General features: G+C 69.2%; 13 protein-coding genes and 1 tRNA gene. 7 read left to right on the top strand and 7 right to left on the bottom strand.

Annotated features, from left to right (window positions below; translation table 11 throughout):
• The first annotated feature begins 257 nt into the window (after positions 1 to 257).
• From ACIBU0_RS39945 to ACIBU0_RS39925, 5 genes are all read left to right on the top strand, one after another.
• Complete coding sequence (locus ACIBU0_RS39945) at positions 258 to 572, top strand: hypothetical protein (protein ID WP_398828649.1); 315 nt, start codon at positions 258 to 260, stop codon at positions 570 to 572.
• A gap of 377 nt (positions 573 to 949) precedes the next feature.
• Positions 950 to 2,191, top strand: coding sequence for a helix-turn-helix domain-containing protein (locus ACIBU0_RS39940; RefSeq protein WP_398828647.1), 1,242 nt, complete (start codon positions 950 to 952; stop codon positions 2,189 to 2,191).
• A 159-nt stretch (positions 2,192 to 2,350) separates the two neighbouring features.
• On the top strand, positions 2,351 to 2,953 hold the full coding sequence (gene orn, locus ACIBU0_RS39935; protein WP_398828645.1) for an oligoribonuclease: 603 nt from the start codon (positions 2,351 to 2,353) through the stop codon (positions 2,951 to 2,953).
• 117 nt (positions 2,954 to 3,070) lie between these two features.
• Positions 3,071 to 3,143 (top strand) — tRNA-His (locus ACIBU0_RS39930).
• 56 nt (positions 3,144 to 3,199) lie between these two features.
• Complete coding sequence (locus ACIBU0_RS39925) at positions 3,200 to 3,700, top strand: GNAT family N-acetyltransferase (protein WP_398828643.1); 501 nt, start codon at positions 3,200 to 3,202, stop codon at positions 3,698 to 3,700.
• 54 nt (positions 3,701 to 3,754) lie between these two features.
• Here the strand turns inward: ACIBU0_RS39925 and glmS are convergent, their stop codons facing one another.
• Together glmS and ACIBU0_RS39915 are read right to left on the bottom strand one after the other, a co-directional pair.
• On the bottom strand, positions 3,755 to 5,572 hold the full coding sequence (gene glmS / locus ACIBU0_RS39920; RefSeq protein ID WP_398828641.1) for a glutamine--fructose-6-phosphate transaminase (isomerizing): 1,818 nt from the start codon (positions 5,570 to 5,572) through the stop codon (positions 3,755 to 3,757).
• 14 nt (positions 5,573 to 5,586) lie between these two features.
• On the bottom strand, positions 5,587 to 5,844 hold the full coding sequence (locus ACIBU0_RS39915) for a hypothetical protein (protein ID WP_398828639.1): 258 nt from the start codon (positions 5,842 to 5,844) through the stop codon (positions 5,587 to 5,589).
• 175 nt (positions 5,845 to 6,019) lie between these two features.
• On the opposite strand from ACIBU0_RS39915, the gene ACIBU0_RS39910 reads away from it, so the two are divergent.
• Positions 6,020 to 7,585, top strand: coding sequence for a purple acid phosphatase family protein (locus ACIBU0_RS39910; RefSeq protein WP_398828716.1), 1,566 nt, complete (start codon positions 6,020 to 6,022; stop codon positions 7,583 to 7,585).
• A 5-nt stretch (positions 7,586 to 7,590) separates the two neighbouring features.
• Here the strand turns inward: ACIBU0_RS39910 and ACIBU0_RS39905 are convergent, their stop codons facing one another.
• Positions 7,591 to 8,445, bottom strand: coding sequence for a DUF4429 domain-containing protein (locus tag ACIBU0_RS39905; RefSeq protein ID WP_398828637.1), 855 nt, complete (start codon positions 8,443 to 8,445; stop codon positions 7,591 to 7,593).
• Between the two features lie 62 nt (positions 8,446 to 8,507).
• On the opposite strand from ACIBU0_RS39905, the gene ACIBU0_RS39900 reads away from it, so the two are divergent.
• Entirely contained in the window at positions 8,508 to 10,103 is a 1,596-nt protein-coding gene (locus ACIBU0_RS39900) for a beta-N-acetylhexosaminidase (RefSeq protein WP_398828635.1), read from the top strand.
• 64 nt (positions 10,104 to 10,167) lie between these two features.
• Here ACIBU0_RS39900 and ACIBU0_RS39895 read toward each other — a convergent pair whose 3' ends face one another.
• Genes ACIBU0_RS39895 through desA form a run of 4 tightly spaced genes read right to left on the bottom strand, consistent with a single transcriptional unit; the run spans position 10,168 to position 15,179 of the window.
• The gene (locus tag ACIBU0_RS39895; protein WP_398828633.1) at positions 10,168 to 11,940 is read right to left on the bottom strand and encodes an IucA/IucC family protein; all 1,773 of its coding nucleotides are present in this window, start codon (positions 11,938 to 11,940) and stop codon (positions 10,168 to 10,170) included.
• A complete protein-coding gene (locus ACIBU0_RS39890) occupies positions 11,937 to 12,479 on the bottom strand; it encodes a GNAT family N-acetyltransferase (protein ID WP_398828631.1) in 543 nt (180 codons plus the stop codon). The genes ACIBU0_RS39895 and ACIBU0_RS39890 overlap by 4 nt, the downstream gene beginning before the upstream one ends.
• Positions 12,476 to 13,753: a lysine N(6)-hydroxylase/L-ornithine N(5)-oxygenase family protein gene (locus ACIBU0_RS39885; protein ID WP_398828629.1), complete on the bottom strand. Its 1,278-nt coding sequence runs from the start codon at positions 13,751 to 13,753 to the stop codon at positions 12,476 to 12,478. The genes ACIBU0_RS39890 and ACIBU0_RS39885 overlap by 4 nt, the downstream gene beginning before the upstream one ends.
• Complete coding sequence (desA, locus tag ACIBU0_RS39880) at positions 13,737 to 15,179, bottom strand: lysine decarboxylase DesA (protein WP_398828626.1); 1,443 nt, start codon at positions 15,177 to 15,179, stop codon at positions 13,737 to 13,739. Before desA ends, ACIBU0_RS39885 begins: the two co-directional genes overlap by 17 nt.
• Between the last annotated feature and the right edge of the window lie 52 nt (positions 15,180 to 15,231).

Genomic DNA, 15,231 nt, shown 5'->3' with positions numbered 1-15,231 from the left:
TCTTCCCAACCCCATACCCCAAGGGTACGGCGGCACGCCTCCTTAACCCAGATCCCCGCGCCCGGTCGGCGCGGGTTCCAGGGAGCATGCACGAGGGGACGCCCGTAACGCAATGGTTGCTGCGGTGTACAGGCGGTTTGCACAGGATTCACTCGCCCCCACGACCGCGCTCGTCACCGTGCCCCCAGTGACCGACCGCTCGAACGGGCGTTGATCCCCGTGATCCACCCCCGAGGGAGCCCAGGGAGCACGCACTCATGCCAGGACCCCGCACCCCGTACGAAGACAGCGCCATCGTGGTCCGGTGGGCCGTCTTCTCCTGCGTCCTGGTCCCCGTGGTCCTCCTCTGGTACGGCACCTCGCTGGCCGGCGCCACCGGCACGGCCCTCGGCCTCGCGGCCGTGACGGCGGTCTGTCGGCTGCTGCTGCGCGAATCGGAACGCGGCGCGGCGCGCATGAAGGACGACGAACGCACCGGCCCGTCGCCCTCGCGACGCGGACGCCACCACAGGACCGGAACCGGGGCCCACCGAGGCGGACGTCACACTGGGGGAAATACACCGGTCGGCTGACCGGTTTCCGCGCACGGGGACGTTGCTTTTCAGCCAACTTCCGGCGTCCATGCATTCCCCGTCCAGAACACCCTCCACCCCCCGTTCCACCTGCACGGAAAGGGCCTCAGGGGGTCTGCGCACCCTACGTGGATTGGCCACTGCGACAAGGCGCACTTCCCTGCACGGCCCGCGAGTGCAACGCTTCGTGATCGAATGCTTCACGCCAAGTTGCCAAGTCGACAATGTGCCGAGTGCCGAACCGGCCACTGCGGCACGACGCGACACAGTAGATTCGATCTTGACTGTCTACGGCGGGGGACTCGTGCAGGACCGAGGGGAAACGTGCAGGAGCGACACAACCGAGGAGCCGCGACCACCGAGGGGGGCTTAGCAGTATGAGCCACGACTCCACTGCCGCGCCGGAAGCCGCGGCCCGGAAGCTTTCCGGGCGACGTCGCAAGGAGATCGTCGCGGTGCTGCTGTTCAGCGGCGGCCCCATCTTCGAGAGTTCCATACCGCTGTCGGTGTTCGGGATTGACCGCCAGGACGCCGGCGTGCCGCGCTACCGCTTGCTGGTGTGCGGCGGCGAGGAAGGCCCACTGCGGACCACAGGGGGCCTGGAACTCTCGGCACCACATGGCCTGGAGGCGATATCGCGGGCGGGCACGGTCGTCGTGCCTGCCTGGCGCTCGATCACCTCGCCGCCGCCGGAGGAGGCGCTCGACGCACTGCGCCGGGCGCACGAGGAAGGCGCCCGCATAGTCGGGCTGTGCACCGGCGCCTTCGTCCTCGCCGCGGCCGGCCTGCTGGACGGCCGCCCGGCGACGACACACTGGATGTACGCACCGACGCTGGCCAAGCGCTATCCGTCGGTGCACGTGGATCCACGAGAACTCTTCGTGGACGACGGGGACGTACTGACGTCGGCGGGTACGGCGGCCGGAATCGATCTCTGTCTCCACATCGTGCGGACGGACCACGGCAACGAGGCGGCCGGGGCCCTGGCCCGCCGTCTGGTGGTCCCGCCGCGCCGGTCCGGCGGTCAGGAGCGCTACCTCGATCGGTCTTTACCGGAGGAGATCGGCGCCGACCCGCTGGCCGAGGTCGTCGCCTGGGCGCTGGAACACCTCCACGAGCAGTTCGACGTGGAGACGCTGGCTGCGCGCGCGTACATGTCGCGCCGGACCTTCGACCGCCGTTTCCGGTCCCTGACCGGGAGCGCCCCGCTGCAGTGGCTGATCACCCAGCGGGTGCTGCAGGCGCAGCGCCTGCTGGAGACGTCGGACTACTCGGTGGACGAGGTCGCGGGCCGCTGCGGCTTCCGCTCGCCGGTGGCGCTGCGCGGCCACTTCCGGCGCCAGCTCGGCTCGTCACCGGCCGCGTACCGGGCGGCGTACCGTGCGCGGCGCCCCCAGGGCGACCGGCCGGTGGACCCGGAGCCCACGGCCGGCCCGGGCCCGGCGCCGCAGGGCCCACCGCCCCCGGCGTACCCGGAGGGCGGCCCCGTCCCGCTCCAGACCCGCCGCACCCCGGCACCGGTGGGCACGTCCGGGCCCCTGTCGGTGGCGTCGGACAACGGCCGCGAGGCGTATGCGGCGAGCCGGGCGAGCCTGCCGGGGCAGCGCAGCGGGTCGTGACCTTGTAATGCCGGGCGGGCTGACCGACTCAGCCCGTCCGGCGTTTGAGGACGAGGCCCCCTCAGGGCCGAAGCGGGGGTCTGGGGGCGGCAGTCCCCAGTGCGGGTCGGCTGCAACGCCGGGCATCCCAAAAGCGGACGTCAGCTTTAGGGTGGTCGCATGAACGATCGCATGGTGTGGATCGACTGCGAGATGACCGGCCTCTCGCTGTCCGACGACGCGCTCATCGAGGTTGCCGCCCTCGTCACCGACTCCGAGCTGAACGTCCTCGGCGAGGGAGTGGACATCGTCATCCGCCCGCCGGAGCAGGCGCTGGAGACGATGCCGGAGGTGGTGCGTCAGATGCACACCGCGTCCGGGCTGCTCGCCGAGCTGGCCGGCGGCACGACGCTGGCGGACGCCGAGGAGCAGGTCCTGGCGTACGTACGCGAGCACGTGAAGGAACCCGGCAAGGCCCCGCTGTGCGGCAACTCCGTCGGCACGGACCGCGGCTTCCTGCTGCGCGACATGCCGACGCTGGAGGACTACCTCCACTACCGGATCGTCGACGTCTCCTCGGTCAAGGAGCTGGCCCGCCGCTGGTACCCGCGGGCCTACTTCAACAGCCCCGAGAAGAACGGCAACCACCGGGCCCTCGCCGACATCCGCGAGTCCATCGCCGAACTCCGCTACTACCGCGAGGCCATCTTCGTACCGCAGCCCGGCCCCGACTCCGACACCGCGAAGTCGATCGCGGCGAAGCACGTCCTGCCTGCTCAGTAGGTGTGAGAGAGGGTCACGCAGGGGCGCCGCAAAAGGCGTGCGCGAGCACCCCTTCGGACCCTGTACACTTTTTCTCGGCCGGTAGGGGACTCCACGGAAGTCCTACAACCGGTCATGGTGGGTGTAGCTCAGCTGGTAGAGCACCTGGTTGTGGTCCAGGATGCCGCGGGTTCGAGTCCCGTCACTCACCCTCACCGATCAGCCGGTGACTTCAGAAATGAAGTCACCGGCTGAATCATTTTCCGTATGCCCCGTCTATGCGCAGAGCCCATCCCCACCGACCGGCTCGATCTCCTCCCACTGCGCGTCGAGCACGCCGCGGAGATGGCCGTCGTCCTGTCGGACCCGGCGCTGCACCGCTTCATCGGTGGCGCCCCCTACTCCGCCGCCGGCCTGCGCGCCCGCTACGAGCGCCTCGTCGCCGGCTCCCCCGACCCGGGCGTCTCCTGGTGCAACTGGGCGCTGCGGCTGCGCGCCGAGTCGTGTCTCGTGGGCACGGTCCAGGCCACGGTCACCGGGGGACACGATGCGGAGATCGCCTGGGTGGTCGGCACGCCGTGGCAGGGGCGCGGTGTCGCGTCGGAGGCGGCGCGGGGGCTCGTCGGGCGGCTCGGGCGGCGGGGCGTCCGTACGGTCGCCGCGTATGTCCATCCCGATCACCTGGCCTCGGCGGCGGTTGCCGCGGCGGCCGGGCTGACCGTTACGGGGGAGGAGCGGGACGGGGAGCGGCTCTGGCGGCGTACATGAGAACGGACCCCCCGTGTTCGATGCCGACACGGGGGGTCCGTTCCTTGAAAGCCGCTACTCGACCGTCACCGACTTGGCGAGGTTCCTCGGCTTGTCGATGTCCCGGCCCAGGGCCAACGCCGTGTGGTAGGCGAGGAGCTGCAGCGGGATGCCCATCAGGATCGGGTCCAGCTCGTCCTCGTTCTTCGGGACCACGATCGTCTGGTCGGCCTTCTCCTGGTCCTGGTGGGCGACCGCGAGGATCTTGCCGCTGCGGGCCTTGATCTCCTCCATGGCGGCGCGGTTCTTCTCCAGGAGGTCGTCGTCGGGGACGATCGCGACCGTCGGGAGGGCGGGCTCGATCAGGGCCAGGGGGCCGTGCTTGAGCTCGGAGGCGGGGTAGGCCTCGGCGTGGATGTAGGAGACCTCCTTGAGCTTCAGGGAGGCCTCGCGGGCCACCGGGTAGCCCCGGACGCGGCCGATGAAGAGCATCGAGCGGGCGTCGGCGAACTGCTCGGCCAGCTTCTTGATCTCCTCCTCCTGCTCCATGATCTCGGAGATCTGGGCGGGGAGCTTGCGCAGGCCCTCGATGATCCGCTTGCCGTCGCGGACGGAGAGGTCGCGGGTGCGGCCCAGGTGCAGGGCGAGGAGCGCGAAGGCCACCGTCGTGTTGGTGAAGCACTTCGTCGAGACGACGCAGACCTCGGGGCCCGCGTGGACGTAGATGCCGCCGTCGGCCTCGCGGGCGATCGCCGAGCCCACCACGTTCACGATGCCCAGGACGCGGGCACCCTTGCGCTTCAGCTCCTGGACGGCCGCCAGGACGTCGTACGTCTCACCGGACTGGGAGACGGCGATGTAGAGGGTGTCGGGGTCGACGACCGCGTTGCGGTAGCGGAACTCCGAGGCCGGCTCGGCGTCCGCGGGGATGCGGGCCAGCTCCTCGATCATCTGGGCGCCGATCATGCCGGCGTGGTACGAGGTGCCGCAGCCGAGGATCTTCACGCGGCGGATCTGGCGGGCCTCGCGGGCGTCCAGGTTGAGGCCGCCGAGGTGCACGGTGGAGAAGCGGTCGTCGATACGGCCGCGCAGCACGCGGTCGACGGCGTCGGCCTGCTCGTGGATCTCCTTGTGCATGTAGGTGTCGTGGCCGCCCATGTCGTAGGACGCGGCCTCCCACTCGACGGTCGTGGGCTCCGCCGTCGTACGGGTGCCCTCCGTCGTGTAGGTGCGGAAGTCGTCGGCCTTCAGGGTGGCCATCTCGCCGTCGTCCAGCGTCACTATCTGCCGCGTGTGGGCGACCAGTGCGGCGATGTCGGAGGCGACGAACATCTCCTTCTCGCCGATGCCGAGGACGACCGGCGAGCCGTTGCGGGCGACGACGATGCGGTCGTTGAAGTCGGCGTGCATCACCGCGATGCCGTACGTGCCCTCGATGAGGCGCAGCGTCTCGCGGACCTTGTCCTCCAGCTTCTCGGCCTGCGAGCGGGCGATGAGGTGGACGAGGACCTCGGTGTCGGTCTCGGAGAGGAACTCGACGCCGTCCGCCTCCAGCTTGCGGCGCAGGTCGGAGGCGTTGTCGATGATGCCGTTGTGGACGACGGCGACCTTGCCCTCGGCGTCCAGGTGCGGGTGGGCGTTCACGTCGGAGGGGGCGCCGTGGGTGGCCCAGCGGGTGTGGGCGATGCCGGTGGTGCCCTTGAAGCGCGCCGGGACCTTGGCCTCCAGGTCACGGACCCGGCCCTTGGCCTTGACCGTCTTCAGGCCCGCCGCCTTCGGGGACGTGACGACGATGCCCGCCGAGTCGTAGCCGCGGTACTCCAGGCGCTGGAGGCCCTCCAGCAGCAGGGGCGCCACGTCACGCTTCCCGATGTATCCGACGATTCCGCACATATATATACGTATTCCTAGCCGTAGACGATCCGGCGCAGCTGGCGGAGCGTGAGCTCCGCCGGGGCCACCGCACGGTATTTCAGGTCCGCCTCGATCCGTTCGAAGATCGTCGCGTTCACCAGGCCCTGGGCCTGGAGCTCGCGGTGGCGGCGACGGACGTATTCCTCGGTCGTCTCGTCGAAGTAGGCGAGCACGTCCTGGATCACACGCAGCGCCTCGCCCCGGTTGAGGGGTGTGGTGCGGGTCAGGTGATCAACAAGGTCGTCGTGCACTCGGTAGATCCTGAGGTATGGGTGGCTGCTTCGCAAGAATTCTGCCCGATTTCGGGCAAGGCTGTGTCGGGGGGCTTTGGGACAGTTATGGAACGCCCATGGGTGTCCGTTGGGCGGTTGTTCCGCGGGGGGATGTGTGCATCGAGCACCTTGTGGCGCCATGGACATACCTCGCATGGGAGTACCCCAGCAGCTGGCCGACCGCATGAGCATGGCCGAGCAGCACGAGTACCTGCGCGCCGCGTTCTCGCGACGCACGATGATCAGAGGCGGCGCCGTCACCCTGGGCGCCGTCACGGGGGGCGCGTTCGTGCCGGGCGCCACCGCACAGGCCGCCGTGCCGACGCAGCGCACGGCCGCTGCCACCGAGACCGTCGACGGCGCCCTCGTCGCCCCGTTCGGCCGCCACCTCGCCTACGGCAACGACCCGCGCACCGAGATGACCGTCTCGTGGCAGGTCCCGGTCGCCGTGAAGAAGCCGTACGTCCGCATCGGCGCCCACCCCTGGGACCTCTCCCGCAAGATCGAGGCGGAGGTCCGCACCCTCCACACACCGGCCGGCGTCGGCACGAGCGGCGACCACACGCAGTACTACCTGCACGCCAAGCTCACCCATCTGCGCCCCGGCCGCACGTACTACTACGGCGTCGGCCACCAGGGCTTCGACCCCGCCGCCCCGCACCTGCTCGGCACCCTCGGCACGTTCACCACCGCCCCCGCCCACAAGACACCCTTCACCTTCACCGCCTTCGGCGACCAGGGCGTCAGCTACCACGCGCTCGCCAACGACAGCCTGATCCTCGGCCAGAACCCGGTCTTCCACCTGCACGCCGGCGACATCGCGTACGGCGACCCGGCGGGCCAGGGCAAGACGTCCGACACCGGCTTCGACGCGCGCACCTGGGACCAGTTCCTGTACCAGACCGAGTCGGTCGCCAAATCCGTCCCGTGGATGGTGAGTTACGGCAACCACGACATGGAGGCCTGGTACTCGCCCAACGGCTACGGCGGCGAGGCGGCCCGCTTCACGCTCCCCGACAACGGGCCGGACAGGAAGAACCTGCCCGGCGTCTACTCCTTCGTCTACGGCAACACCGCGGTCATCTCGCTCGACCCGAACGACGTGTCGTACGAGATACCCGCCAACCTCGGCATCTCCGGCGGCACCCAGACCAAGTGGTTCGAGGCGCAGCTGAAGAACTTCCGGGCCGCGAAGGACATCGACTTCGTCGTCGTGTTCTTCCACCACTGCGCGTACTGCACCTCCACGGCGCACGCCTCGGAAGGCGGCGTGCGACAGGAGTGGGTGCCGCTGTTCGAGAAGTACCAGGTCGACCTCGTCATCAACGGCCACAACCACCAGTACGAGCGCACCGACGTCATCAAGGGCGACCAGGTCGCCAAGAAGCTGCCGATCGGCGGCACGGCGTACCCGGAGATCGAGGGCGTCGTCTACGTCACCGCGGGCGCGGCGGGCCGCAGCCTGTACGCGTTCTCCGCGCCGGACTCCTACGAGGGGCACGAGCACGAGGTCGACTCCGTGGCCTCCTTCGTGAACCTCAAGGACGGCAAGCAGAACGAGACGGTCGCGTGGTCGCGGGTGCGTTACCTCAACTACTCGTTCCTGCGGGTGGACGTCCAGCCCGCGCCGCGTGGCCACTACGCCAGGCTGAAGGTGTCGGGCATCGCCGAGACGGGCGACCGGATCGACCACTTCACGGTGGCCCGCAAGGCCAAGTAGGCCCGCTACATCCGCTTGAGCACCGCCTGCTTGGCCATCGTGAACTCCTCGTCCGTCAGCACACCCGTGCGGTGGAGTTCGCCGAGTTCGCGCAGGCGGCGCAGGAGGGCGTCGTGGTCCTGGGCCACGTCGTCCTGCGGCGCGCTCGCGGCGACCGGAGCGGTGGGATGCGGGAGACGGGCCTGGACCGCCGCCGCGACCAGGGCCATCAGCGGGTCCTTCTTGAAGCCCCACAGCTCCACGGAGTTGGGGTCGTACTTGGGCGGGGCCTTGGTGGGCGCGTTCCTGACGGTGAAGCGCAGGTAGCCGTTCTCCAGGCCCGCCGCCGGATGCCACTCCACGGCCGTGATGTCGGTGAGCGGGAGGGAGCGGGCGCCGGCGGCGGCCTTGGCGTCCTCCGTCTTCCAGTTCCACTCCAGGCGGACGTGCTCGCCGTCGAAGCCGGCGGTGCCGTCCCCGGCGGAGAAGGACAGGGGGACGGAGGGGCCGGGCAGCAGGTACTGGTCGACCGGGTCGGCCGGCACCTCGTCCAGCAGCAGGGCGTTGCGCACCTCGTCCGTGAAGTACTCGGCGACGCCGTAGCGGTCGGACTCCACGATCAGTTGGTACGGGTCGTGCGGCTCGGTCAGGCGGCCGCCGGTGGCGTGCAGCAGCGGGTCGGCGCCGTCGCGCAGGCGCAGCCGCAGCCGCCCGGCCTTCTTGCCCTGTTCGAAGGAGACCCCCGCCAACGCGCCCAGGGGGACGACCAGTTCACCCAGCGTCTTGCGGAACAGGCTGACGTTCTTGTCCCGTCCGGGGGTCAGCCGCAGTGCGTCGCCGTCGAAGACCCACGTGCCGTCCTTCTGGATGATTTCCGCCATGGGGGGATTGTTTCATCGGTTCTGCGGGAGAGTGGTCTCTACCAATCCTGAAGGGAGCGCATGTGAGACGGCACCACAGAACGACTCCCCGTATGACCCGGATCCTCGGATCCCTGCTGCTCGTGGCGGCGGCCGGCGCCTTCACGGTGGGCGCGGCACCGGCGCCCGGCGAGCCGATACCCCTGGGCCGGGTGGTCCCCGCACCCGCGTCGGTGGCGCCCGGCGGACCCCCGTACCGCATCACCGACGGCACCCGCATCCTCGTCGACGACTCCCGCGAGGCCCGGCGCGTCGGCGAGTACCTCGCGGGCGTCCTGCGGCCCTCCACCGGATATCCGCTGCCGGTCACCTCGCACGGGCGGGGTGGCGTCCGACTGCGCCTCGCCAAGGGGCCGTTCGGCGCCGAGGGCTACCGCCTCGACAGCGGTCGCGGTGGCATCACCATCACGGCGGCCGAGCCCGCCGGTCTCTTCCACGGCGTCCAGACCCTGCGCCAACTCCTGCCGGCGGCCGTCGAGAAGGACTCCGTCCAGCCCGGCCCCTGGCTGGTCGCGGGCGGTACGATCACCGACAGCCCGCGCTACGGCTGGCGCGGCGCGATGCTCGACGTCTCCCGGCACTTCTTCACCGTCGGCCAGGTCAAGCGCTACATCGACCAACTCGCCCTCTACAAGATCAACAAACTGCACCTTCATCTCAGTGACGACCAGGGCTGGCGCATCGCCATCGACTCCTGGCCGCGCCTCGCGGCCCACGGCGGCTCGACCCAGGTCGGCGGCGGCCCCGGCGGCTTCTACACCAAGGCCGACTACCAGGAGATCGTCCGGTACGCGTCCGCGCGCTATCTGGAGGTCGTCCCGGAGATCGACATGCCGGGCCATACGAACGCCGCCCTGGCCTCGTACGCCGAGCTCAACTGCGACGGCATCGCACCCCCGCTCTACACCGGCACCGACGTCGGCTTCAGCTCGCTGTGCGTCGGCAAGGACATCACGTACGACTTCGTCGACGACGTGATCCGGGAGCTCGCCGCGCTCACGCCGGGCCGCTATCTGCACATCGGCGGCGACGAGGCGCACTCCACCAGCCACGAGGACTACGTCAAGTTCATGGACCGGGTGCAGCCCATCGTCGCCGAGTACGGCAAGACGGTGGTCGGCTGGCACCAGCTGACGGGCGCGAACCCCTCGCGGGGGGCCCTGGCGCAGTACTGGGGGCTGGACGCCACCAGCGCCGAGGAGAAGGCGCAGGTGGCGAAGGCGGCGCAGAGCGGGACGGGGGTGATTCTGTCGCCCGCCGACCGGATCTACCTCGACATGAAGTACACCGCCGACACTCCGCTGGGGCTGGACTGGGCGGGGCTGGTCGAGGTGAAGCGGTCGTACGACTGGGATCCGGGCAACTACCTTCCGGGGGCGCCTTCTTCGGCGATCCGGGGTGTCGAGGCGCCGCTGTGGACGGAGACGATCACGAAGTCGGCCGACATCGAGTACATGGCCTTCCCGAGGCTCGCGGGAGCGGCCGAGCTGGGATGGTCGCCGGCTGCCACGCATGACTGGGACGCCTACAAGGTGCGGCTTGCTGCGCAGGCTGCGCGGTGGGAGGCGTTGGGGATCAGCTACTACCGGTCGCCTCAGGTTCCTTGGCCTGCTGAGTAGGTCCGACTGCCGACGGGCACCCCGGAGGACCGTACTCCGGGGTGCCCGCCTGTCTGGTGGGGCTCTACAGCCCTGCGATGGGGTTCTTCAGGTGGCCCACCAGCTGGAGTGCGCCGGCCGGATCCGCCAGATCCACCATCTGCTTGTTGTTGCGCAGCTGGAGGCGGTTGAGGCAGGACAGGGCGAACTCCGGGGCGAACATGTCGTACCGCTCGAATTTCTCGGCGAGTTCGGGCACCGACGCCTGGTACTCGCGGGTGATGTCCGCGACCGTCCGCCAGAAGCCGTCCTCCTCCAGGATCCCCTCGGCGGCGAGGTTCGCGGCGAGGAAGCGGAAGAAGCAGTCGAAGACGTCCGTGAAGAGGGACAGGAGTTTCTTGTCCTCGGGGACGTCCACGCGCAGCCGTTCGACCGCCGGCGGCAGGACCGCGTCCGGGTCCATGACGGCGATCTCCTCGGCGATGTCCTTGTAGATCGCACGGACCACGACCCCGTCCTCGAGGACCAGGATGACGTTCTCGCCGTGCGGCATGAACACCAGGTCGTAGGCGTAGAAGCTGTGCAGCAGCGGGGTGAAGTACGCCCGCAGGTAGCGGCGCAGCCACTCGGTCGGCGCGAGACCCGACTGCTCGATCAGCGCGCCCGCGAAGGACGCGCCCTCGTGGTCGACGTGGACGAGCGAGGCCATGGTGGCGAGCGACTCGCCGTCCTGGAGGGACGGCACCGGGCTCTCGCGCCAGAGCGCGGCCAGCATCTTGCGGTACGGCGAGTAGCGGTCGGTGGCCTTTTCGTACTCCAGGTGCCGGTAGCCGACGGCGGCGCGCTCGCGGATGATCGACAGGCCGGTGGACTTCAGGACCGGGTCGCCCTCGATGAGCTGGGCCAGCCAGTCGTTGATGGCGGGGGTGGCCTCCATGTAGGCGGCCGACAGTCCGCGCATGAAGCCCATGTTGAGGACGGACAGGGCCGTCTTGACGTAGTGCTTTGCGGGGTCGGTCCGGTTGAAGAAGGTCCGGATGGACTGCTGGGCCAGGTACTCGTCGTCCCCTTCGCCCAGGCAGACGAGGTGCTGCCGGGCGACCTCGGCGGCGAAGGTGACGGTGAGCTTGTTCCACCACTGCCAGGGGTGGACGGGGATGAGGAGGTAGTCGGCGGGGTCCAGGTCCTGGTCGCGCAGGACGCCGTAGAAGCGCTCGACGGTCTCCTCGCCCAGCTCCTGCCGTACGAAGGACTCGTACTCGATGCCGACACCGGCCGTGAACGCGGCACGCGAGCGGTGGGCGGCGAGCCAGACCAGCCGGACCGGGCTCGCGGTCTCGGGGGCGTACGACAGGTACTCGTGGATGCCGAAGCCGAGCCGCCCGTTGTTGGCGACGAAGCAGGGGTGGCCCTCGGTCATGCCGGTCTCGATGGTCTGGAAGTCGCTCCTGACCAGCTCCGCGACCGGGATCTGCGGCTTGGTGAGCTTGTAGCAGGTGCCGGACAGGGTGGAGGAGATCTCCTCCAGGTAGACCGGCAGGATCTCCTCGCTCAGGCCGAGGGACTTCTGCAGCTCGATGAAGAAGTCCAGGGCGGCGAGCGGGAGGTCGGCGCCGTCGCGGGTGCGGGTGATCGAGTCGGCGTCGACCTGCCAGTGGTCGAGGGCGCGGATCACCGCCGTGAAGGTGTAGCGGGTCAGGCCGTCGTCGCTGCGGACGACGTACGCGCCGGCACCGGTGGCCTCGGGCGTGATGAGGCGCTCGTGCGCGAACTCGGCGAGTGCCTTGCGGATCAGGAGGCGGTTGGCCCGCGCCCAGCGGTGGGGGGACAGATGCGCTACGGCGTCGGACAGGGTCATACGGCTACTCCTATGGCGGCCGAGAACTGCTCACGCGTGCAGAAGCTCAGCAGCGCCTTCTTCTCCGGCTTCTGGATCTCGCGCTCGGGCACGAACCCGACGGCCTCGTTCAGGGCGTGTACGGCCTTGTTGGCCACGTCCGGCTCGACGACGACGCGCCGCACCGCGGGGTCCTCGAAGAGGTGCGCCATCACGGCGGTGATGACGGCCCGGGTGAAGCCGCGCACGGGCCTGTCGGTGGGCGGCGTGAGGAAGTGCATGCCGATGTCGCCCGGCTGCGGCTCGTACAGGCCGACCAGCTCGCGGTGGGCGGGGTCGTACTTCTCCATGAGGAAAGCGGGCACGCCGTCCTCGTCGAGGCCCAACAGCGCGTGGTGGTGCTCGTCGGCCGCGATCTCCATGTAGGCGCGCTCGACGTCCACCAGGCTCGCGTCCTGCATCATCCAGAAGGCGGCCTTGGGGTGGGTGACCCAGGCGTGCAGGAGCTCGGCGTCCTGCAGCGGGTCGAGGGGGCGGAACGTGAAGGTACCGGTGCTCATACGGTGAACTCCTGGAACGCGATCGTCTTCTCGACCGGGTAGTACTCGGTGCCGAGCAGCTCGCGGATGATGTACGCGTTGCGGTACGGGCCCATCCCCAGGTCGGGGCTGGTGATGCTGTGGGTGTGCACGCCGGCGTTCTGCAGGAAGACGCCGCGGCCGGTGACGTCGACGGCGTAGTTGCGGGCGACGTCGAAGTTGCCCCGGGAGTCGTAGACCAGGCGATCGCGCACGGGCCTCAGGAACTCCGGCTCGGCGTACTTGTAACCGGTGGCCAGGACGAGCCCCTGGGACTCGATGTCGAAGTCCTTCTCCTGCTCCTCCTGGCGGAAGGACAGGGTGTACGTGCCGTTCTCGTACCGGGCGCCGGCCAGCGAGGAGTTGGTGAGCAGCCGGGTCGGGACCGGGCCGCCGAGGTTCTTCTGGTAGAGCAGGTCGAAGATCTCGTTGATGAGGTCGCCGTCGATGCCCTTGAACAGGCCCTTCTGCTCGGCGGTGAGGCGGTAGCGGGTGGCCTCCGGGAGCTCGTGGAAGTAGTCGACGTACTCCGGCGACGTCATCTCCAGCGTGAGCTTGGTGTACTCCAGCGGGAAGAAGCGCGGGGAGCGGGTGACCCAGTTCAGCCGGTAGCCGTGGACGTCGATCTCGCTGAGCAGGTCGTAGTAGATCTCGGCGGCCGACTGGCCCGAGCCGACCAGCGTGATCGAGTCCTTCTTCTGCAGCTCCCGCTTGTGCTGCAGATAGCGGGAGTTGTGGATGAAGTCGCCGCCCAGGCCCTGGCACGCCTCGGGTATGTGGGGCGGGGTGCCCGTGCCGAGGACGAGATGACGGGCGCGGAAGACGCCACCGTCGGCGGTCTTCACGACGTAGACGTCGTCCTCGTACGTCACCTCCGTCACCGTCGTGCTGAAGCGGATGCTGCTCAGCTTGCTCGCGGCCCAGCGGCAGTAGTCGTCGTACTCGACCCGCAGCGGGTAGAAGTTCTCGCGGATGTAGAACGAGTACAGCCGGCCCTTCTCCTTCAGGTAGTTGAGGAAGGAGTACGGCGAGGTCGGGTCGGCGAGGGTGACCAGGTCCGACATGAACGGGGTCTGGAGGTGGGCGCCGTCCAGGAACATCCCGGCGTGCCACTCGAAGTCGGGCTTCGACTCCAGGAAGACGCCGTCGAGTTCGTCGATCGGCTCGGTCAGGCAGGCCAGGCCGAGGTTGAAGGGGCCGAGCCCGATGCCCACGAAGTCATGGGTTCTGGTCGGGTTGTCAGGACGCGCGGTCAAGGGACTCTCCCAGGTACTGCTCGGCGTGGCCGGCGATCAGATCGAGGACGGCGGCGATGTCTTCGGCCGTCGTCTCGGGGTTGAGCAGGGTGAACTTCAGGTAGTGGCGGCCCTGGACCTTCGTGCCCGCGACCACCGCGTCGCCGGAGGCGAACAGGGCCTTGCGGGCGTAGAGGTTGGCGCGGTCGATCTCGGCGGGGTCGGTGACGGCCGCCGGTATGTAGCGGAAGACCAGGGTGGACAGGGTCGGCTCGACGACGACGTCGAAGCGCGGGTCGGCGGCCAGCAGCTGCCAGCCCTCCACGGCCAGGTCGCATACCTCGTCGAAGAGCTGCCCGATGCCGTCGGCGCCCATCACCCGCAGGGTCATCCACAGCTTGAGCGCGTCGAACCGGCGGGTGGTCTGCAGGGACTTGTCGACCTGGTTGGGGATGCGTTCCTGCACCATGCGGCGCGGGTTGAGGTACTCCGCGTGGTAGGTGGCGTGGCGCAGCGTCGTAGCGTCGCGGACCAGCACGGCGGACGAACTCACCGGCTGGAAGAAGGACTTGTGGTAGTCGACGGTCACCGAGTCGGCGCGCTCGATGCCGTCGATGCGGTCCCGGTACTTGAGGCTGGCGAGCAGACCGCAGCCGTACGCCGCGTCCACGTGCATCCAGGTGCCGAACTGCTCGCACAGCTCGGCGATCTCGGGCAGCGGGTCGATGGAGCCGAAGTCGGTGGTGCCGGCGGTGGCGACGACGGTCATGGGGACGAGACCGTCGCGGCGGCAGCGCTCCAGTTCACGGGCGAGCGCGACGGTCTGCATGCGCTTGTCGTGATCGACGGGGACGGAGACCACGGCGTCCTGGCCGAGGCCCAGCAGTTTCGCGGACTTCTTGACGCTGAAGTGGCTGACCTCGGAGGCGAAGACACGCAGTTTGGCGAGGGAGTCGGTCTTCGACTCCTCCCGGGCCAGCAGCAGTGCCTGGAGGTTGGACTGGGTGCCGCCGGAGGTGAAGACACCGTCGGCGTTCTCGCCCAGGCCGATGCGGGCGGTCGTCCAGTCGATGAGCTTGCGCTCGATGAGGGTGCCGCCGGCCGACTGGTCCCAGGTGTCGAGGGAGGAGTTGACGGCGGAGAGGACGGCCTCGCCGAGCACGGCCGGGATGACCACCGGGCAGTTGAGGTGGGCGAGGTAGCGGGGGTGGTGGAAGTAGATCGCGTCCCGGAGGTAGACGTCCTCCAGCTCGTCGAGGACCGCGGCGGTGTCGAGCAGCGGCTTGTCGAGGTCGATCGCGTCGATGGCGGGGGCGAGGGCGTCGACCGTGACGCCGGTGAACGGACGGTCGGTGGCGGCGAGTTTGGCGGCCACCCGCTCGATTCCTTCGGTCACGGAGCGGCGGTACTGCTCCGCGGTCGTGTCATTGAGCAGGTGCGAGCGCATGTGGGGTGTCCTCCGATGGGGGAGCATTAACTTAGGTTAGCCTAACCTAAGT

It is taken from the genome of Streptomyces sp. NPDC049627 (assembly GCF_044465645.1).
GTDB lineage: Bacteria > Actinomycetota > Actinomycetes > Streptomycetales > Streptomycetaceae > Streptomyces.
Note: the sequence above shows the minus strand (reverse complement) of the source record. Positions and strands in the feature narration are given on the sequence as shown.